The organism is Pseudomonas sp. RC10-4-2, assembly GCF_050433085.1.
Classification (GTDB): domain Bacteria; phylum Pseudomonadota; class Gammaproteobacteria; order Pseudomonadales; family Pseudomonadaceae; genus Pseudomonas; species Pseudomonas aeruginosa.
Genome location: NZ_JBNPXX010000002.1, coordinates 60,497 through 80,361, shown reverse-complemented (window position 1 = coordinate 80,361; position 19,865 = coordinate 60,497). Strand labels below are relative to the sequence as shown.

Below are 19,865 nucleotides of genomic sequence, written 5' to 3'. Positions count from 1 at the left end.
TTTTACTCATGCCTGGCATCTTGTTTTTCCTTTTGTGGAGCCATGCCAGTCGCACCGAGAATAGCCGCATTCTCAACGCCGACAGGCCATCGCGGCAACCATCTCCTCCTGAGCCTTACTCATCCATGTCCTCGCCATCCCTCGTCGAACTCAAAGCCATCCTGCGCCTGGCGGGCCCGTTGATCGCCGCCCAGCTGGCCTATGTCGCCATGGTCTTCACCGACACCGTGATGATGGGCAAGCTCGGCCCCGACGCGCTGGCCGCCGGCGGCCTGGGCGCGGTCAGCTACGCCTTCGTCTCGACGTTCTGTGTCGGCGTGGTGGCAGCGGTCGGCAACCTGGTGGCGATCCGTCACGGCTGCGACGACGCCGCTGGCGCCGCCGCGGCCGCTCGCTCCGGACTCTGGGTCGGCGCCGCGCTGGCCCTGGCCGCCGGCCTGCTGCTATGGAACCTGCGGCCGCTGCTCCTGGTCTTCGGCCAGGCGCCGCAGACGGTGGACGGCGCCATGCAGTTCCTCCACAGCCTGACATTCGCCCTGCCCGGCTACATGGCCTTCATGGTCCTGCGCGGCTTCACCAGCGCCATCGACCGCGCCGGCCCGGTGATGGCGATCAGCGTGCTCGGCGCGCTGGCCAACCTGGCTCTCAACTATTCCTTCATAGAAGGCCTGTTCGGCCTGCCGCGCCTGGGCCTGGCCGGTATCGGCCTGGTCACCGCCCTCGTCATGAACTGCATGCCGCTGCTGCTGGCCCTGTATATCCGCCTGCAGCCGGCCTATGCCGAGTACTCGCTGCTGCGCGGACTGGGACGGCCGCAGCGGGCGATGGTCGAGGAGATACTGCGCCTGGGGCTGCCCATCGGTGGCACCTACGCGGTGGAGTCGGGGATGTTCACGGCCGCCACCCTGTGCATGGGCATCATCGGCGATCACGCCCTGGCCGCGCACCAGATCGCCATCCAGGCGGTATACGTGGCGTTCATGGTGCCGGTGGGGTTGTCGTACGCCACCACCTACCGCATCGGCCAGCATTTCGGCGCCGGCCGCCTGCTCGAAGCACGCCGCGCCGGGCGTGTCGGCATCGGCTTCGGCGCGCTGTGCATGCTGCTCTTCGCCGGGCTCTTCTGGTGGATGCCGGAGGCCATCATCGGCCTGTTCCTCGACCGCGACGCCCCGGCCAACCGGGAGGTGGCCGCGATGGCCGTCTCGCTGCTGGCGATCGCCGCCTGGTTCGAGCTGTTCGACGGCACCCAGAACGTCGCCATGGGCGCGATCCGCGGTCTCAAGGACGCCCGCACCACCTTCCTGGTCGGCCTGGCCTGCTACTGGCTGGTCGGCGTGCCGCTGGCCTGCCTGCTGGCGTTCGCGGCCGGCTGGGGCGCCGCGGGCGTCTGGTGGGGGCTGGCCGGCGGCCTGGCCTGCGCGGCCATTGGCCTGACCCTGGCCTTCGAGTGGAAGACCGCGCGGTTGCTGCCGAAAGCCACGGCCAGCGAGGCGTCGGCGCTCAATTGCCGAGCGGCTGGCCGCGGTGCGCCGAGCGCTCGCCGATGCCCAGGAAACGCGCCAGTTCCGCCAACGGCAGCGGCGGACTGATCCAGTAGCCCTGCACCTGGTCGCAACCGAAATCGCGCAACTGCTCCTGCTGGCGCAGGGTCTCCACGCCTTCGGCAACCACTTCCAGGTTGAGGTTGTGCGCCAGGTTGATCATCGCCCGCACCAGTTGGAAGTTTTCCGCCCGCTGGTCCATGCCGCCGACGAAGCTGCGGTCGATCTTCAACAGGGTGATCGGCAGGCTATTGAGGTGGACGAAGGACGAGAAACCGGTGCCGAAGTCGTCCAGCGAAAAGCGCACGCCCAGTTGGCCGAGCGCCTGCATGGTCTGCAGCACCTGGTCGCTGCGCCGCATCACGGCGGTCTCGGTCAGTTCGAACTCGAGCCAGCGCGCGTCGACGCCGTGCTCTTCGATCAACCGTTGCAGGGTCGGCAGCAACTGGCTGTCCTGGAACTGGCGGAACGACAGGTTCACCGCCATGTGCAACGGCTCCAGACCGCGCCCGTTGAGCCACTGCATGTCGCGCAGGGCGCGGGCGATGACCCAGTAGCCGAGCGGCACGATCAGCCCGCTCTCCTCGGCCAGCGGGACGAACTCGCTGGGCGTGAGCAGGCCCCGCTCGCCGTGGCGCCAGCGCACCAGCGCCTCCAGGCCGACGATGCGCCCGCTGTCCAGGCACAGTCGCGGCTGGTAGTGCAGCTCCAGCTCGTCGCGACGCAGCGCCCGGCGCAGTTCGGCTTCGAGGTCGGCGAGGCTGCGCACGCCACGGTTGATGCGTTCGTCGAAGACATGGAAGGTGCAACCCTGGCGGCTCTTGGCCTGCTGCATGGCGATGTGCGCATGCCACATCAGCGGGTCGGCACCTTCGTCGGCACGTGCATGGGCGAGTCCCAGGCTGCAACCCAGCAACAGGCTCTCGCCATCGATCCAGTAGGGCTCGCCGAGGCATTCGACGATGCGTTCGGCGACCCGCTCGGCGCGTTGCGGATCGCGACGGGTGTCCAGCAGCAGGGCGAACTCGTCGCTGCCCAGGCGCGCCAGGCTGTCGCCGTTCTCCATGAAGCCGCGCAGGCGGTTGACCACCTGCAGGATCAGGCGGTCGCCGCCCTGGTGGCCGAGGGAATCGTTGACGTGACGGAAGTTGTCCAGGTCGAGGTGGCCGAGCACCAGGCCACGCCCGTCGAATTCGCTGAGGCGCGCCGCGAGCAGGGTCTGGAAGCCCTGGCGGTTGGCGATGCCGGTCAGCGGATCCTGCTCGGCGAGCAGTTGCAGGGTCGCCTGCAAACCCAGGCGCTCGCGCGCGTAGCGCAGGCAGCGGCGCAGGCTGTCCTCGGAAAGCTGTTCGGCGGCCAGCCAGTCGACCACCCCAACCGGCGCCTGCGCCGGCTCCTGCTGCAACAGCAGGATCACCGGCCAGGGACAGGGAGTCCCCAGCGGCAGGCAGGCCGGCGTGGCCAGGAGCAGCCCCCGGGGCTCGGCGGCGAACAGGGTGGCCGCGCCCTCCCAGGTGGTGACGATGCTCAGCGAAAAGGCAGGCCCCAGCGCTCTCAGGCGTTCACCTAGCAGTGGCGCCCAGTCCGGCGTATCCGCCAGAAGGAGCAGGCGCAAGGGTTCTGCGGGCGCTGACAAGCAACCTCCAAAGTTTTAAGAATCTTCGTAAAGAACGAACGGCATCATCCTAATGCGGTAGGGAATCTACAGCAAAATGGCGTGAACGATCTCGGGATCGGTCACAGCTTGCACGCTAATTCTCGCGGATGCCAGCCAGCCTGTTAGAATACGCCCCCGCTTCAACCCTCTCTTCCGGCCTGTTCCTATGTCCCGACTCAATCCCCGGCAGCAAGAAGCCGTGAACTACGTCGGCGGTCCCCTGCTGGTCCTGGCTGGCGCCGGCTCCGGCAAGACCAGCGTGATCACCCGCAAGATCGCCTATCTCGTCCAGCAGTGCGGTATCCGCGCCCAGTACATCGTCGCCGTGACCTTCACCAACAAGGCCGCGCGGGAGATGAAGGAGCGCGTCGGCACCCTGCTGCGCGGCGGCGAGGGCAAGGGCCTGACCGTCTCGACCTTCCACAACCTCGGCCTGAACATCATCCGCAAGGAACACGAACGGCTCGGCTACAAGCCCGGTTTCTCGATCTTCGACGAGTCGGACATCAAGGCGCTGCTGACCGACATCATGCAGAAGGAGTATTCCGGGGACGACGGCGTCGACGAGATCAAGAACTACATCGGCGCCTGGAAGAACGACCTGATCCTTCCGGAGGAGGCGCTGGAAAAGGCCCGCAACCCCAAGGAGCAGACCGCCGCGATCGTCTACCTGCATTACCAGCGCACCCTGCGCGCCTACAACGCGGTGGACTTCGACGACCTGATCCTGCAACCGGTGAAGCTGTTCCAGGAACATCCGGACGTCCTCCAGAAGTGGCAGAACAAGGTGCGCTACATGCTGGTGGACGAGTACCAGGACACCAACGCCAGCCAGTACCTGCTGGTCAAGCTGCTGGTGAAGGACCGCGCCCAGTTCACCGTGGTCGGCGACGACGATCAGTCGATCTACGCCTGGCGCGGCGCGCGTCCGGAAAACCTGATGCAGCTGAAGGAAGACTTCCCTTCGCTGAAGGTGGTGATGCTGGAGCAGAACTACCGCTCCACCAGCCGCATCCTCAAGTGCGCGAACGTCCTCATCGCCAACAACCCGCACGTATTCGAGAAGCAGTTGTGGAGCGAGATGGGCCACGGCGATCCGATCCGGGTGATCCGCTGCCGCAACGAGGACGCCGAGGCCGAGCGCATCGCCATGGAAATCCTCACCCTGCACCTGCGCACCGAGCGGCCGTACAGCGAGTTCGCCATCCTCTACCGTGGCAACCACCAGGCCAAGCTGATGGAGCTGAAGCTCCAGCACCACCAGATTCCCTATCGGCTCTCTGGCGGCACCAGCTTCTTCGGGCGCCAGGAAGTGAAGGACCTGATGTCCTACTTCCGCCTGCTGGTGAACCCCGACGACGACAACGCCTTCCTCAGGGTGATCAACGTGCCGCGCCGGGAAATCGGTTCGGCGACCCTGGAGAAGCTCGGCAACTACGCCACCCAGCGCAAGATCTCGATGTACGCCGCCTGCGACGAGATGGGCCTGGCCGAGCACCTCGACAGCCGTTTCCACGAACGCCTGCAACGCTTCAAGCGCTGGATGGACGGTATCCGCCGACAGTGCGCGGAGAACGAGCCGATCGCCGTGCTGCGCAGCATGGTGATGGACATCGACTACGAGAACTGGCTGCGGCAGAACGCCTCCAGCGACAAGGTCGCCGAATTCCGCATGAGCAACGTCTGGTTCCTCATCGAGGCACTGAAGAACACCCTCGAGCGCGACGAGGAAGGCGACATGACCATCGAGCAGGCCATCGCCAAGCTGGTCCTGCGCGACATGCTGGAGCGCCAGCAGGAAGAAGAGGAAGGCGCCGAAGGCGTGCAGATGATGACCCTGCACGCGTCGAAGGGGCTGGAGTTCCCCTACGTGTTCATCATGGGCATGGAGGAAGAGATCCTGCCCCACCGTTCCAGCATCGAGGCCGACACGGTGGAAGAGGAGCGCCGCCTGGCCTACGTCGGCATCACCCGCGCGCGGCAGAACCTGGCGATGACATTCGCCGCCAAGCGCAAGCAATACGGCGAGATCATCGACTGCTCGCCGAGCCGCTTCCTCGACGAACTGCCCCCCGAAGACCTCGAATGGGAAGGCATGGAAGACGCCCCGCAAGAGGTCAAGGCGGCCAAGGGCAACGCCGCCCTCGCCGACATCCGCGCCATGCTCAAGCGCTGAGCCCGCCGCGCCTCGACTGTCTCGATTTTCACAAAAGTGTCTTGCCCGATGCCTAGCCTCGGGCGAGGAACTTTTGCCGCTCCACGCGCGACCAAAATTAGCTAGCTAACGAATTCCATTCGAGGACAGCTTCATGTCGAGCAAGAAAGTCGCCGAGATCGTCGTGGAAACCCTGGAAGCCGCCGGCGTCCGCCATTGCTATGGCATCGTCGGCGACACCCTCAACCATGTCACCGACGCCATCCATCGCAGCCAGATCCAGTGGGTCCACGTGCGCCACGAAGAAGCGGCGGCCTTCGCCGCGGGCGCCGAGTCCTACATCAGCGGACGCCTGACCGCCTGCGCCGGCTCCTGCGGACCGGGCAGCCTGCACTTCATCAACGGCGTCTACGAGGCCCAGCGCAACCGCGCGCCGATGGTCCTGATCGCCAGCCAGATCGTTACCCCGCAACTGGGCATGGAGTTTCCCCAGGAGGTCGACTTCAAGGCGGTCTACGCCAGCTGCTCGGTGTTCTGCGAGCAGGTGCACAGCCCGGAACAGGCGCGCCGGGTGGTGGCCCTGGCCTGCCAGGCGGCGCTCAACCGGCGCGGCGTGGCGGTGGTGATCCTGCCGGCCGACATCAGCCAGGCCACGGTGAAGGACGACCTGCCGTTCTCGGTGCATTTCCCGCAACCGGTGCTGCGCCCCAGCGACGCCGAACTGCAGGACGTCGCCCGCCTGCTGGCCCACGGCAAGAAGATCGGCATCTACGCCGGCTCCGGCTGCCAGGGCGCCCACGACCTGCTGGTGGCCCTCGCCGACCGCCTCAAGGCGCCCATCGCGCACACGTCGCGGGCCAAGGACTTCGTCGAGTACGACAACCCCTTCAACATGGGCATGACCGGTATGCTCGGGATCGAGTCCGGCTTCCACATGATGACCGAGTGCGACACCCTCCTGCTGCTCGGCGCCGACTTCGCCTGGGCGCAGTTCTATCCGCAGAAGGCCACCCTGATCCAGGTCGACCGCGATGGCAGTCACCTGGGCCGCCGCCACCCCATCGATCTCGGCGTGGTCGGCGACGTGATCCCCACCCTCGAGGCGCTCTTGCCGTTGCTCGAAGCCCGCGAGGAGCGCAGCTTCCTCGACGAGTGCCTGGAGCACCGCGAGCGCTCGCTGCGGACGCTGGAAAAAGAGGAGCAAGCCGGCAAGGGCGAGCTGATCCATCCGCAGCACCTGGTCAGCCTGCTCGACCAGCACGCCAGCGAGGACGCCCTGTTCACCGCCGACGGCGGCTCGGCGATGGTCTGGCTGTTGCGTCACATCCACAGCAACGGCAAGCGCCGCACCCTCACCAGCCTGGTCCACGGCACCATGGCCAACGCCATGCCCCAGGCGCTGGGGCTGAAGAAGGCCTACCCCGAGCGCCAGGTGATCTCGATCTCCGGCGACGGCGGCCTGGCCATGCTGCTCGGCGACCTGCTGACGGCCATCCAGGAAAAACTGCCGATCAAGGTAGTGGTGCTGAACAATGCCTCGCTGAACTTCGTCGAGCTGGAACAGAAGGTCGAGGGCCTGCTGGACAACTACACCGACCTGCTCAACCCGGACTTCGCCCGTCTCGCCGAAGTGATCGGCTTCCACGGACGCAAGGTGACGCGCTCCGAGGAGCTCGAGGCGGCGGTGCAGGAGTTCCTCGCCCAGCCCGGTCCGGCGCTGCTGGACGTGCATACCAACCCTGCGGAGCTGGTGATGCCGCCGAAGATCGAGTTCGGCCAGGTCGCCGACACCGCGCTCTACGCCGCCAAGGCCGTGCTCAGCGGGCGCTTCAAGGACGTCGAGACGCTACTGGTGAACAACCTGCTGAAATGAGCCGGCAGCGGCGCGGCCCGCCTGCCACGGGGCCGCGCCGGGCAGGCGCGGATTCCTGACCGCTCGATCATGTTCGCTCGTCCGAGAGAACGTCGCGCGCGGCGCCGGCTGGCGGTACAATGCCGCGCTTCATCAGCGACAGCCGCTTCGCAGGAAGCCACCCGTGGACATTCTCAAAGACAAAATCCGCTCGGAAGGCATCGTCCTTTCCGAGCACGTACTCAAGGTCGACGCCTTTCTCAACCACCAGATCGACCCGCAGCTGATGCAGCAGGTCGGTCACGCGTTCGCCATGCGCTTCCGCGACCAGGGCATCACCAAGATCGTCACCATCGAGGCTTCCGGCATCGCCCCGGCGGTCATGGCCGGCCTGGAGCTGGGCGTCCCGGTGATCTTCGCCCGCAAGTACCAGTCGCTGACCCTGAAGGACAACTTGTACATCTCCAAGGTGTTCTCCTTCACCAAGCAGACCGAGAGCACCATCGCCATCTCGGCCAAGCACCTGAACGCCCACGACCACGTGCTGGTGATCGACGACTTCCTCGCCAACGGCCATGCCGCCAAGGCGCTGATCGACCTGATCGGCCAGGCCGGCGCGAGCATCGCCGGGCTCGGCATCGTCATCGAGAAATCCTTCCAGGATGGCCGCGCCCTGCTGGAAAGCGAAGGCTACCGGGTCGAGTCCCTGGCCCGGGTGAAATCGCTGGCCGGCGGTCAGGTCGAGTTCCTCGACTGAGCGCCACTCAGCCCCGCTCTTCCTGGCTGGCTCGCAGGCCGGCCAGCAGCAAGCGCTGGTAGAGTTCCTCGCGAAGCCCCTGCGGATCGTCCAGGTCCATGCGCCGCAGATGCGCCGGGTAGGCTTCTGGCTCCGGCGCATCCAGGGTCGCCTTGCCCAGTTCGAGGATCTCGCTCAGCTTCAGCTTGCGCTTGAGCCAACCCAGCGCCCGCAGCAGGTCCTGCTCGACCTCGTCGAAATCGCTGCCCAGGGGAAACTCCGGCAGCGCCGCTGCGTGGGCCTGGTGCAAGGCCTGCAGGCGCTCCGGGGTATTGTTGCGATAGCGTTCGGGCAGGACGAAATCCTTCGGCAGCTTGCCGGCCGACTGGGCCTGCTCGGCCAGCGCCTGCTGGAAGCGCGAGTCGGCGATGGCCAGCAGCGCGGCGATCACTTCCGCGTCATTCTTGCCGCGCAGGTCGGCGATCCCGTACTCGGTCACCACCATGTCACGCAAGTGCCGGGGAATGGTGGTGTGGGCGTACTGCCAGACGATGTTCGAACTGACCTCCCCGCCGGATTCGCGCCAGCTACGCAGCATCAGGATCGAACGTGCGCCCTCCAGCTCGTGAGCCTGGGCGACGAAGTTGTACTGCCCGCCGACGCCACTGAGCACCCGGCCGTCCTCCAGCTGGTCGGCGACCCCGGCGCCGAGCAGGGTCACGGTGAAGGCGCTGTTGATGAAGCGCGCGTCGCGCCGCTGCAGACGCTTCAGCTCTTCCTGGCGGTACAGGTTGTTGACGAAGCCGATGCCGGTCATGCCGATCCCGGCGCGCTCTTCCAGCGACATCTCGCGCAGGCGCCGGTAGAACGCCAACGGACCGAGGAAAAAGCCGCCGTGCAGCCACACCCCGCCCTCCACCGGCGCCTCGCCGCGCTCGGCGGCACGCTGCCGCGCTTCGTCGGGGTAGACCCGGCGGCTCAGCACGCCGGCCTCGGCCAGCGCCAGCAGACCCGGCACGAACATCTCGCTGCAACCGTAAAGCCCCCGGCGGAACGGCTCCAGGCCACCGTCGCGCTCGATCGTCTCGGCCCAGCGCGCACGCACACCCAGCTCGTCGATCAACGCCCGGTAGGTGGCGTTGTCGCGCTGGCGCAGCAGCAGGGCGGCGGTCAGCGCGTCGCCCATCGAGCCGATGCCGATCTGCAGGGTGCCGCCGTCGCGCACCAGCGCGCTGGCGTGGAGACCGATACAGTGATCCTGCAGGTTGACCGGCATGTTCGGCGTGGAGAACAGCCGGCTGCTTTCCGCCGGCGCGTCGATCAGCAGGTCGAATACCGACTCCTCGACCTCGGCGTCGCCCGGCAGGTAGGGCAGGTCATCGTGGACCACGCCGATGGCGACGATGGTCTCGCCAGCGGCGCGACGCTTCTCCAGCATCGGCAGGAGGTCCAGGGTGATATCCGGGTTGCAGGCCAGGCTCAGCTTACCCGGCCGCTCGGGATGCCGCGCCACCAGCTGGGCCACCGCGTTGACGCCCTTGGCATTGATGTCGCGGGCGACGTGGCTGTAGTTGCAACTGATGTAGTGCTGCTGCGCCGGCGCGCTGTCCAGCAGGCTGCCGGGCTGCAGGTAGAACTCCTCGACGCGGATGTTCGCCGGCAGTTCGTCGCGGCGCAGGGCGTGCAGGTAATCCAGCTCCGGGTAGTCAGCGAAGACCCGTTCGGCGAAAGGCTCGAGGAAACGCCGTTGCAGGTCGCCGCCAGCGGCGGGACGCCCCAGGGAAAGCGCGGTATACAGCGTCAGTTGGCGCTCCGGCAGGGTCCGCAGGCGCTGGTACAACGCATTGACCAGTCGGTTGGGCTTGCCCAGCCCGAGGGGCAGGCCCATGCGAATCGGGCCCTCGATGGTCTGCAGCAAGTGATCGACTGCGGCGTCGATGGAACAGGTTCGGCTCAAGACGATGCCCTCCGGCGAATGGGTAGCCGGAAGTTTGGACCCTGTTTGCCGGCGGGACGATCCGCCAGCGGGAAAAACCCGCACCGCGGATACGAAAAAGCCGCCAGGAGGCGGCTTTTCGCGACACGGTTCCGGCGTTGTTACAGACCGGACATATGCTTGATCGCGGCTTTCAGCTCGTCGTCCGAGCAATCGGCGCAGGTGCCTTTCGGCGGCATGGCGTTGATACCGGAAATCGCCTTGGCCAGCAGGCCATCGAGGCCGCCCTGCTCCTTGGCGCGCTTGCCCCACTCGGCCTTGTCGCCAACCTTCGGCGCGCCCAGCAGGCCGGTGCCGTGGCAGGTGTTGCAGGTCTTGCCGACGATGTCTTCGCCGGAACGCGCACCGCCGCCACCGGCGGCTGCCGCGACGGCGCCGACGCCTTCGCATTCCTTGCCTTGTACGCAGACCTTGCCTACCGGCTCGAGGCGCTTGGCGATCGCATCGTCAGTGGTCGTAGCCTGAGCGCTTACAGCCCACAGGGCCAACACGGCAGCTTGGGCCGCCAGCATTTTTTTAATCAGGTTCACCCTTACACCCTCATCGTGGCTTATCACACCCGGGCACGATACCGATCACTGCGGGCCGCGCGGGCGGGCGCAAGTATAACGGCAAAGAAAGCCCGGCAGAAACAATTGCACACCCTCGCAAAGCCTTGCGGCATTAGGTCGCAGCCCCGCATGCCCCTTGTCGGCCGGCGCCCTTCGGGCCCGGCGGGGTCTTGTGCTTCAGGTCAGAAATTTGCGGGCGTGGTGGCGCTGATCAAGCGTGCCGGCACATCGTAGGGATTGCGAAAACGGTGCGGCTTGTTGCTCTCGAAATAGTAGCTGTCGCCGCGCTCGAGCACATAGGTCTCGCTGCCGACGGTCAGTTCCAGGCGCCCGTCGACCAGCACGCCGGCCTCCTCGCCTTCGTGGTTGAGCATTTCCTCGCCGGTGTCGGAGCCCGGCGGGTAGGTTTCGTCGAGGAAGGCGATCGCCCGGCTCGGGTGCGCCTTGCCCACCAGGCGCATGGACACCGCGCCGCTGGAAATGTCGATCAGTTCGTCTGCCTTGTAGACAACCTGGGTATGGCTGTCCTGCTCCAGGTCCAGGGAGAAGAACTCCACCAGGGACATGGGGATACCGCCCAGCACCTTCTTCAGCGAACTGATGGAAGGGCTCACGCTGTTTTTCTCGATCATCGAGATAGTGCTGTTGGTGACACCCGCCCGTTTGGCGAGTTCGCGCTGGGAAAGACCTTTGAGCTTTCGGATGGTTTGCAGACGAGCACCGACGTCCAAGGGTGGAGTCCTCCTTATTCTTCTGGCAGGCAAGGCAAAACGAGGCCGCACACGGCTGGCGACCCCAAGTCGGCCGTATCATGGCAACACTGTTCAGTATTTACAACAGATCGGTCGACATGCCTGCGCAAAGAATTCGGAAAGTTTTTCTCAAGCCCCGGAATAGACGCGCGGCACCCTTTTCAGGTTGCACAGCAGCTGGTAGGGAATGCTGCCGAACTGCGCCGCCAGGGCGCCGACCGGCACGTTCGGGCCCCATAGTTCGACCCGGCTGCCCAGCCCGGCCTGGGGATGGTCGGTAAGGTCGACGGTGAGCATGTCCATCGATACCCGGCCAACCAGGCGCCCCGGCTTGCCGTCGATGAACACCAGGGTGCCGTCGGCGGCGTGGCGCGGATAGCCATCGGCGTAGCCCATGGCGACCACGCCGATGCGCTGGCTACGCTCGGTGCTGTAGCGCGCGCCGTAGCCGACCGGTTCGCCGACCGGCAGGTCGCGGACGCTGATCACCTTCGATTCCAGGGTCATCACCGGGCGCAAGCGATCGGCCAGCGGATGTGCGCGCTCGAACGGCGTGGCTCCGTAGAGCAGGATGCCCGGACGTACCCAATCGCTGGGCACCTTCGGCCAGCCGAGCACGGCTGGCGAATTGCGCAGGCTGATCTCGCCTTCCAGGCCCTGGCTAGCGACCGCGAAGGCGGCGAGCTGTTCCTCGGTGCGCGGGCAATCCAGTTCGTCGGCGCGGGAGAAGTGACTCATCATCACGATCTTCGCCACCTTGCCGCTGGCCCGCAGGCGCTCGTGGGCGGCGCGGAAGTCCTCGGGGAAGAAGCCGACGCGGTGCATGCCCGAATCCATCTTCAGCCAGACGTTCAGCGGGCGGGCCAGGCTGGCGCGTTCGATCGCCTCCAATTGCCAGGCGCAATGCACCACGCACCAGAAGTCGTGGGCGACGATCAGCTCCAGCTCGGACGCCTCGAAGAAGCCCTCCAGCAGCAGGATCGGCTGGCGGATACCAGCCTCGCGCAGCTCCAGGCCCTCCTCGATGCAGGCCACGGCGAAGCCATCGGCCTCGGCCGCCAGCGCTTCGGCACAGCGCACTGCGCCGTGGCCGTATGCGTCCGCCTTGATCACCGCGAGCGCACGGGCGCCGGTGGCCTCGCGGGCCAGCCGATAGTTGTGACGAAGGGCTTGCAGGTCGATCAGGGCACGGGCGGGGCGCATGGCGACGGGTCTCTCTTCAGCGAGGTGCGGCATCGCGCACCTTTCATCAGGCGAAAAAAAGCCCGGCTCTCCGGCCGGGCCAGACAAAACTCAGGGCAGCGCAGCGACCACCGACATCTCTACCAGGATCTCCGGCTCGCAGAGCTTGGCTTCGACGGTGGCGCGCGCCGGCGCGACGCCGCGCGGCAGCCACTGGTCCCAGACGCGGTTCATGCCTTCGAAGTCGGCGTCGATGTCCTTCAGGTAGATGGTCACCGAGAGGATCCGAGTCTTGTCGGTGCCGGCCTCTTCCAGCAGACGCTCGATGGCCGCCAGGGTCTCGCGGGTCTGCTGCTCGACGCCCGCGGACATGTCCTCGCCCACCTGGCCCGCCAGGTAGACGGTGCCGTTGTGGACGACGATCTGGCTCATACGCTCGTTAGTGTGCTGGCGCTGGATGGGCATTCTTGGCGTTCTCCGGGGAATTGCTGTAGCGGGAAATATCCAGGCCTTCGGTACTGATCTGCGGGCGCTTCTTCGCCATCAGGTCGGCCAGGTAGCGACCCGACCCGCAGGCCATGGTCCAACCCAGGGTGCCGTGGCCGGTATTGAGGAACAGGTTGCGGTAGCGGGTGGCGCCGACGATCGGGGTGCCATCCGGGGTCGCCGGGCGCAGGCCGGTCCAGAAGGTCGCCTGGCTGATATCGCCGCCCTCGGGATAGAGGTCGGTGGTGATCATTTCCAGGGTCTCGCGGCGGCGCGGGTTCAGCGACAGGTCGAAGCCGGCGATTTCCGCCATGCCGCCGACGCGGATGCGCTGGTCGAAGCGGGTGATCGCCACCTTGTAGGTCTCGTCGAGGATGGTCGAGGTCGGCGCCATCTCCGGGTTGGTGATCGGCACGGTCAGCGAATAACCCTTCAGCGGATAGACCGGAGCCTTGATACCCAGCGGCTTGAGCAGTTGCGGCGAGTAGCTGCCCAGGGCCAGCACGTAGTGGTCGGCGGTGAGCAATTCGCCGTTGACCAGTACGCCGTTGATGCGGTCGCCGGCGAAGTCCAGGCGCTCGATGTTCTGGCCGAAGCGGAACTCCACGCCCAGGCCCTTGGCCATTTCCGCCAGGCGGGTGGTGAACAGCTGGCAGTCGCCGGTCTGGTCGTTGGGCAGGCGCAAGGCGCCGACCAGCTTGTCGGCGACCTTGGCCAAGGCCGGCTCGACGCGGGCGATGCCGTCGCGGTCGAGAACCTCGTAGGGCACGCCGGAGCGCTCGAGCACGGCGATGTCCTTGCCGGCGGCGTCCAGCTGCGCCTGGGTGCGGAACAGTTGGGTGGTGCCGAGGGTGCGGCCCTCGTAGGCGATGCCGGTCTCGGCGCGCAGTTCGTCGAGGCAATCGCGGCTGTACTCGGACAGGCGGACCATGCGCTCCTTGTTCACGGCGTAGCGCTCGGCGGTGCAGTTGCGCAGCATCTGCAGCATCCAGGCGTACTGGCTGGGATCGGAGGTGAGCTTGATGGCCAGCGGCGCGTGCTTTTCCAGCAGCCACTTCATGGCCTTCAGGGGAATGCCCGGGGCTGCCCAGGGCGAAGCGTAGCCGGGAGACACCTGGCCGGCGTTGGCGAAGCTGGTTTCCAGCGCGGGACCGTCCTGACGGTCGACCACCACCACCTCGAACCCGGCACGGGCCAGGTAATACGCACTGGCGGTACCGATGACACCGCTGCCAAGGACCAGAACTCGCATTGTCGCCTCCCACGTCGCGGAGGAACCGCGGACGTTTGTTATTTTGAGCGTGTAGATGCGCGCAGTATAGGAAGAGGCAGGCAGAAATAATCACCAATTTTAGGCGGTTACTCAGGTAAAAAACCGGACAATCAGGGGTTTTACCGAGGCGCATCCACCATAAAACTGGAAAAATACCGCATATTTAAATGATCGAACTCAGGCCGGGAGTCGCTTTTTCGGGAAAGCCTGTCGCAGAAGCCATGGAAAACGGCAGGAGTCCCTGAAGGAACCGCTCGCGACAGGAAAAATTCCGCGGACACTGCCCGGCCCTTGCGACCGGAGCAGCGTCCCAGAGCGCTCGCGGAGCCTTCGCGCTATTTCTTCACCCACTTGCCGCCGACCTGGACGTACTGCCCGGCAGGGGTTCTCTCCATCGCCTTCTTGCCGGCCATGGCCTCCACGTCGGCCAGCGAAGCGCCGCTGCTGTTGGCCACCTTCTGGTATTCGGCACGCCGCGCGGCATTGATCTGCGCGGCGATGTCCGCCGCCTGGCCGCTGTTGCTGACCACGCCAAGGTAGCCGTCCGCCTGCTCGCCGACCAGGCCCTGGGCCTTGGCGCCGCCAAGGGCCGACATGGCCTGGCCGAGGTCCATCGCCATGGCGGAAAGGCTGATGCCGAGGGCCAGCAGGGCGATACCGAGTTTGCTACGGGTTGTCATGGATCCGCTCCTTTAGAACAGGCCGCTGTTCTCGTTGATGATGCCGTCCAGAGCCTTGTCGACCTTGATGTAGATCTCGTGCTCGATTTTCACGTTGAGATTGATGTTGATCGGCTCGCTGGGAGCCGCCAGCTGCACGGTGGGCGTGCAGGCCATCGTCAGGCTGCCCAGCAGCAGGACAGCGAATAGAGCGCAGAGGCGCATCGGGGGTTCTCCTGTATGGCTCATGGCGCCGAAGCCTTGCGTTTCTGCATGCGCTCCTGCACACGTTGGCGAATGGTTTCGCTGACCCGGTCGCTCAGTTGCAGGCTGGTCAGCAGTGCCGGGATATCCTCCTCCAGATTGACGTTGAGGTTGACCGGGCGCCCCTTCTCCAGGTCCGGGTTGCTGCCCTGCAAGCGCAGGCCGAGCAACAGCTTGCCGTTCTCATGATAATCGACGCTGCTTTGCAGGACGTCGTAGTGGAAATCGTCGAGGGCATCGGCGACCAGCTTCATCCCCGGGTTGCTGCGCCCCAGCGCCTCGATCTTCGCCGAGCGGAAGCGCAGGTAGCCGGGCTCGCGGGCCTTGACCTGGCCGCCGGAGACGCTGGGCTTCCAGCGGTTCAGCATCAGCGGCAGCTCGCCGTCCAGGGCGCCTTCGCCGGCCAGGCCCTCCGCCGGATAGACCCGGAAAATCTCGCCGAGTTGTATGCCCTGGATACGCAAGGCGAACTTCTGCTCAGCCTGACCCAGGCGGATGCTCCCCGCGGGGACCGAGGCCTGCCCGCCGAACAGGCCGCTCTGCAACGTCTGCCAGCTCAAACGGCCGCTGCCCGGCGCGGAAAGCGGGGCCTCATAGCGCCCGCGGAAACTCACCGGCCCCAGCGGCAGGCCGGGATTGGCCTCGGCCAGGCTCAGGCCGGGGCTGTCCAGGCTCAACTGACCGCCACGCAGGCGCAAGGCCAGGCTGCCGCCCAGCCCCTTCAGCTCGCTGCGGTCGTAGATACCGTCGAGGCCTTTCAGGGTCAGGTCCAGGTCGAGGGACGAGGCGCCCGCCGCATCGAGCTTCCAGCCGGCCGCGGCGGTCGCTCGCCCATTGCCCAGTTCGAGCAGCCCCGGCCAGTCGGCGAGGGTCGCGGCCAGCGGATTGCCGGTACGGAAGAACACCTCGGCCAGCCTGGCGGAGAGCGCCAGGGGCGTCTTCGCGTCGCGCTGCAGCTGGATGTCCGCCGCCAACCCCGCGCCGTTGCTCAGCCGTCCCTTCAGGCTGGTGCGCTCGAGGGTGGTGTCGAGCGGCCCCTCGAAGGTCCAGGCCAACGGTTTGAGGTTGGCCTGGCGGAGTTGTCCGACCTGCGCCTGCAGCGGCCCGGCGAAATGCAGCGCCAGCGGCTGGTAGGCCAGTTCGAGAGCGGCCCCGGCGAGGTCGAGGCGGGGCTGGCCAAGGTGCAGCGTCGACGGCTCGGCCAGGGACGCCGCCTGCAACCGCGCGCCCCTGCCGAAGGAGAGGTTGGCGCGCTGCCCGTCCAGCCGGCCCTCCAGGGGAATCTCCGCGACCAGTCGCTCGGCTTTCCAGCCCAGGTATTGCAGGCGCGGCGCGTCCACCTGCAAGCGACCCTCCACCAGCCTGGCGGCCCACGGCGAGATGCCCAGCAGGTCGAGCCGCGTCTCCAGCTTCAGCGTACTCGCGCCCTCGCTGGTGAACGCCAGGCGCAACGCGGTGACGCTATCGGCATCGCGCTCCAGCGGCTCGCTGCGCAAGCCCAGCGCGCTCGGCCGCAACTCGGCCGGCAGCGCCTGCAACCACTCGCCGTGCAACTGGCTCAGGCGCAAGTCGCTGCGCAGCTGGCGTGGCAACCAGGCGCCCTCGTCTCCATCCAGTTGGACTTGCAGTTCGCCCTGTACATTACCCAGACCGGGCAGCGGCCAGGCTTGCGGAGCCTGCACCAGCAGCGCCGCCGAGCCACCGCCGTCGAGCACCCGGCGCGGCTCCAGCCAGTCGCTGCCAGGCGCCAGGCGGATCGTCCAGTCCGCTTGCAGACGCAGGGCTTGCGGTGCGTCGGGCAGGCGCTGCGCTTCCGGCAACCAGCGATTGAGCCAGACCACCAGGCCACGGGTGTCCGGCAGGCCGGGCGCCTCCAGGCGCCCCTGCCAGAGGCCGTCGCCATCGGACGGCGCGAGCTGGCTGTCCAGCGTCAGCAGCGCCTGCCGGTCGAGTTGCGCGCGCGTCCGCAGGCGCCAACCGGTAGGCTCCTCGAAGAGCTGGGCGTCGAGCTGGGCCTGCTGCGCCTCCTGTTGCAGGCGCAGTTGCGCAGCCAGCGGAAACAGCGCTCCCGACGGGCGGCCGATGTCCAGTCCGCCGTCCTGCTCGCAGCGGCCGGCGGGACAAGGCAGGTCGAGATGGAAGCGTTCGAGGTGGATCTGTTCCGGCAGCCAGGCGAGGGTCTCGCGCAGGGACGTCCAGTCCAGCGCAGCGGAGTCGTCGTCGGAACTCGCGGCAGCCGGTTGCCAGGCGAGCGCCACTTGCTCCACGCGCAGGCCGGGTAGACGCGGACGCCAACCCGACAGCCCGGGCCAGCGCAGCAGCGCGTGTTCCACGTCCAGTCGCAGGCTGGCGCCATCCGCGCCGCGCCGCTCCAGCGCCAGCCGTCGCAGCCCGATGCCTTCGGCGGACAGGCCCAGGCCTTGCCACTCCAGGCGCTCGACACCCTGCTCGCGCAACAGGCTGCGCCAGGCATGCCAGCCGTAGCCGAACGCCAGCAGCAACAGCACTGCAAATACCAGCAGCAACGTCGTCCTTCTGCGCAAACGCATGTCCTACCTCTGTCCGTTGCCGACCCGGCCAAGGGTGGCGGGGCCCTCGTGCAAGATCAAGGCGTTTTCCCTGGCCAGTGTTTTTCCCTGCTTTCGACGTTATATTGGCGGAAAATTTCCGGATTTTCCGAGCCAGACGGGGAGCCTCCATCCATGCGTACCCAGCATCAGAGCAAGCGCGAGCTGGACAAGATCGACCGCAACATCCTCCGCATCCTGCAGGAGGAAGGTCGCATTTCCTTCACCGAGCTGGGCGAACGCGTCGGCCTCTCGACCACACCCTGCACCGAACGCGTGCGCCGCCTGGAGCGCGAAGGCCTGATCATGGGCTATCACGCCCGGCTCAATCCGCAGCATCTGAAGGCCAGCCTGCTGGTGTTCGTCGAGATCAGCCTGGACTACAAGTCCGGCGATACCTTCGAAGAGTTTCGCCGGGCGGTGCTCAAGCTGCCCCATGTGCTGGAATGCCACCTGGTGTCCGGCCACTTCGACTACCTGGTGAAGGCTCGCATCTCGGAAATGGCGTCCTACCGCAAGCTGCTCGGCGACATCCTGCTGAAACTGCCGCACGTACGCGAGTCGAAGAGCTATATCGTCATGGAAGAGGTCAAGGAATCGCTCGACCTACCGGTTCCGGATTGACCCAAGGCACTTTCCGGGAGTCCGCCAGGACTCCCGGCATAGACGGGAAACACCGTCTTTTCTGTACACGATCCCCGCAACACCTCGCAGTTTTTTCCTTTTTCGCCCTTGGCGAGCGCCTCGACTGACGTTTATGCTCCGTCAAATTTTCCACACATAATAATCAGGATTTCACACATGAACGCCCGCGTTCACCAGCCGGTGCATACCGCCCAACACGCCCCCTCCTACTACGCCGCCACGCTCAACCGACGCATCGAGTGCCCTCCCCTGGCCGGCGAAGAACAGGCCGACGTGTGCGTCGTCGGCGGCGGCTTCTCGGGAGTGAACACGGCGTTGGAACTGGCCCAGCGCGGCTTCTCCGTGGTCCTGCTGGAAGCGCACCGGATCGGCTGGGGCGCCAGTGGACGCAATGGCGGCCAGTTGATCCGCGGCGTCGGCCATGACGTCGAGCAGTTCCTCCCGGTGATCGGCGCCGACGGCGTGAAGGCACTCAAGCTGATGGGCCTGGAGGCGGTGGAGATCGTCCGTCGCCGGGTCGAGCAGTACGCCATCGACTGCGATCTGCGCTGGGGCTACTGCGACCTGGCGAACAAGCCCGGCGACTACCAGGGCTTCCGCGAGGACATGGAGGAACTCCAGGCCCTCGGCTATCGCCACGAGATGCGCCTGGTGCCGGCCGCGGAGATGCGCAGCGTGGTCGGCTCCGATCGCTATGTCGGCGGCCTGGTGGACATGGGCTCTGGCCACCTGCACCCGCTCAACCTGGTCCTCGGCGAAGCCGCCGCTGCCCAGTCGCTGGGCGTCCGCCTGTTCGAGCGCTCGCCGGTGACGCGGATCGACTACGGCACGGAAGTCCAGGTGCATACCGCCACCGGCAAAGTACGGGCGAAGACCCTGGTGCTGGGCTGCAACGCCTACATGAACGACCTCAACCCGCTGCTCGGCGGCAAGGTACTGCCGGCCGGCAGCTACGTGATCGCCACCGAACCGCTGGACGAGAAACTGGCCCGCCAACTGCTGCCGCAGAACATGGCGGTGTGCGACCAGCGCGTGGCCCTCGACTACTACCGGCTCTCCGCCGACAACCGCCTGCTGTTCGGTGGCGCCTGCCATTATTCCGGCCGCGACCCCAGCGACATCGCCGCCTACATGCGGCCGAAGATGCTGGAGGTATTCCCGCAACTGGCGAACGTCCGCATCGACTACCAATGGGGCGGCATGATCGGCATCGGCGCCAATCGCCTGCCACAGATCGGCCGCCTGCCGGGGCAACCCAACGTGTACTTCGCCCAGGCCTATTCCGGACACGGGGTGAACGCCACGCACCTCGCCGGGCAGTTGCTCGCCGAAGCCATCGGCGGCCAGCAGAGCGACGGCTTCGACCTGTTCGCCAAGGTGCCGCACATCACCTTCCCCGGCGGCAAGCTGCTGCGCTCGCCACTGCTGGCGCTGGGCATGGCCTGGTACCGGCTGAAGGAAAAACTCGGTAGCTGAGCCCATCCGAGGCTCGGTGGATTCTGAAAAAATCAGGCGGGGCATCGCTCTTCCGAGGAAAACTCCTAGA

16 protein-coding genes are annotated in these 19,865 nt (G+C 66.5%); 6 read left to right on the top strand and 10 right to left on the bottom strand.

The features are described 5' to 3' along the window. The first annotated feature begins 125 nt into the window (after positions 1-125). Complete coding sequence (locus FHW81_RS08375) at positions 126-1,592, top strand: NorM family multidrug efflux MATE transporter (protein WP_070698133.1); 1,467 nt, start codon at positions 126-128, stop codon at positions 1,590-1,592. On the opposite strand, the gene FHW81_RS08370 is transcribed toward FHW81_RS08375, so the two are convergent. Then, positions 1,504-3,180, bottom strand: coding sequence for a putative bifunctional diguanylate cyclase/phosphodiesterase (locus FHW81_RS08370; RefSeq protein WP_003121292.1), 1,677 nt, complete (start codon positions 3,178-3,180; stop codon positions 1,504-1,506). The genes FHW81_RS08375 and FHW81_RS08370 overlap by 89 nt on opposite strands. A 187-nt stretch (positions 3,181-3,367) precedes the next feature. Here FHW81_RS08370 and rep point away from each other — a divergent pair, with 187 nt between their 5' ends. The 3 genes from rep to FHW81_RS08355 all read left to right on the top strand — a co-directional run bounded on the left by rep (position 3,368) and on the right by FHW81_RS08355 (position 7,965). Next, positions 3,368-5,377, top strand: a complete 2,010-nt coding sequence (gene rep, locus FHW81_RS08365; RefSeq protein ID WP_003110454.1) for a DNA helicase Rep — start codon at positions 3,368-3,370, stop codon at positions 5,375-5,377. Positions 5,378-5,510: 133 nt separating this feature from the next. Beyond that, positions 5,511-7,229, top strand: a complete 1,719-nt coding sequence (locus FHW81_RS08360; RefSeq protein ID WP_003098265.1) for a thiamine pyrophosphate-dependent enzyme — start codon at positions 5,511-5,513, stop codon at positions 7,227-7,229. Positions 7,230-7,392: 163 nt separating this feature from the next. After that, a complete protein-coding gene (locus FHW81_RS08355) occupies positions 7,393-7,965 on the top strand; it encodes a xanthine phosphoribosyltransferase (protein ID WP_003096508.1) in 573 nt (190 codons plus the stop codon). A gap of 7 nt (positions 7,966-7,972) precedes the next feature. Here the strand turns inward: FHW81_RS08355 and FHW81_RS08350 are convergent, their stop codons facing one another. The 9 genes from FHW81_RS08350 to FHW81_RS08310 form a co-directional block, all read right to left on the bottom strand. Further along, positions 7,973-9,832: an acetyl-CoA hydrolase/transferase C-terminal domain-containing protein gene (locus tag FHW81_RS08350; protein WP_003123719.1), complete on the bottom strand. Its 1,860-nt coding sequence runs from the start codon at positions 9,830-9,832 to the stop codon at positions 7,973-7,975. Between the two features lie 209 nt (positions 9,833-10,041). Next, positions 10,042-10,470 carry a c-type cytochrome gene (locus FHW81_RS08345; protein WP_003096511.1) on the bottom strand — a complete coding sequence of 143 codons (429 nt, stop codon included), beginning with the start codon at positions 10,468-10,470 and terminating at the stop codon, positions 10,042-10,044. Between the two features lie 203 nt (positions 10,471-10,673). Next, the gene (locus FHW81_RS08340) at positions 10,674-11,222 is read right to left on the bottom strand and encodes a cupin domain-containing protein (RefSeq protein WP_003096513.1); all 549 of its coding nucleotides are present in this window, start codon (positions 11,220-11,222) and stop codon (positions 10,674-10,676) included. A gap of 150 nt (positions 11,223-11,372) precedes the next feature. Continuing rightward, complete coding sequence (gene alr, locus FHW81_RS08335; RefSeq protein WP_070698134.1) at positions 11,373-12,446, bottom strand: alanine racemase; 1,074 nt, start codon at positions 12,444-12,446, stop codon at positions 11,373-11,375. Between the two features lie 90 nt (positions 12,447-12,536). Further along, on the bottom strand, positions 12,537-12,890 hold the full coding sequence (locus FHW81_RS08330; protein WP_003098273.1) for a RidA family protein: 354 nt from the start codon (positions 12,888-12,890) through the stop codon (positions 12,537-12,539). Continuing rightward, positions 12,865-14,163: a D-amino acid dehydrogenase gene (gene dadA / locus FHW81_RS08325; protein WP_003098274.1), complete on the bottom strand. Its 1,299-nt coding sequence runs from the start codon at positions 14,161-14,163 to the stop codon at positions 12,865-12,867. The genes FHW81_RS08330 and dadA overlap by 26 nt, the downstream gene beginning before the upstream one ends. Before the next feature lie 356 nt (positions 14,164-14,519). Beyond that, a complete protein-coding gene (locus tag FHW81_RS08320) occupies positions 14,520-14,864 on the bottom strand; it encodes a YdbL family protein (RefSeq protein ID WP_003098276.1) in 345 nt (114 codons plus the stop codon). Between the two features lie 12 nt (positions 14,865-14,876). Continuing rightward, positions 14,877-15,068 carry a YnbE family lipoprotein gene (locus tag FHW81_RS08315; RefSeq protein ID WP_003096523.1) on the bottom strand — a complete coding sequence of 64 codons (192 nt, stop codon included), beginning with the start codon at positions 15,066-15,068 and terminating at the stop codon, positions 14,877-14,879. A gap of 20 nt (positions 15,069-15,088) precedes the next feature. Continuing rightward, complete coding sequence (locus FHW81_RS08310; protein WP_023085871.1) at positions 15,089-17,656, bottom strand: YdbH domain-containing protein; 2,568 nt, start codon at positions 17,654-17,656, stop codon at positions 15,089-15,091. A 153-nt stretch (positions 17,657-17,809) separates the two neighbouring features. On the opposite strand from FHW81_RS08310, the gene dadR reads away from it, so the two are divergent. Both dadR and FHW81_RS08300 read left to right on the top strand, forming a co-directional pair. Next, complete coding sequence (gene dadR / locus FHW81_RS08305; RefSeq protein WP_003096535.1) at positions 17,810-18,298, top strand: transcriptional regulator DadR; 489 nt, start codon at positions 17,810-17,812, stop codon at positions 18,296-18,298. 177 nt (positions 18,299-18,475) lie between these two features. Then, a complete protein-coding gene (locus FHW81_RS08300; protein WP_003098280.1) occupies positions 18,476-19,795 on the top strand; it encodes an NAD(P)/FAD-dependent oxidoreductase in 1,320 nt (439 codons plus the stop codon). Positions 19,796-19,865: the final 70 nt, after the last annotated feature.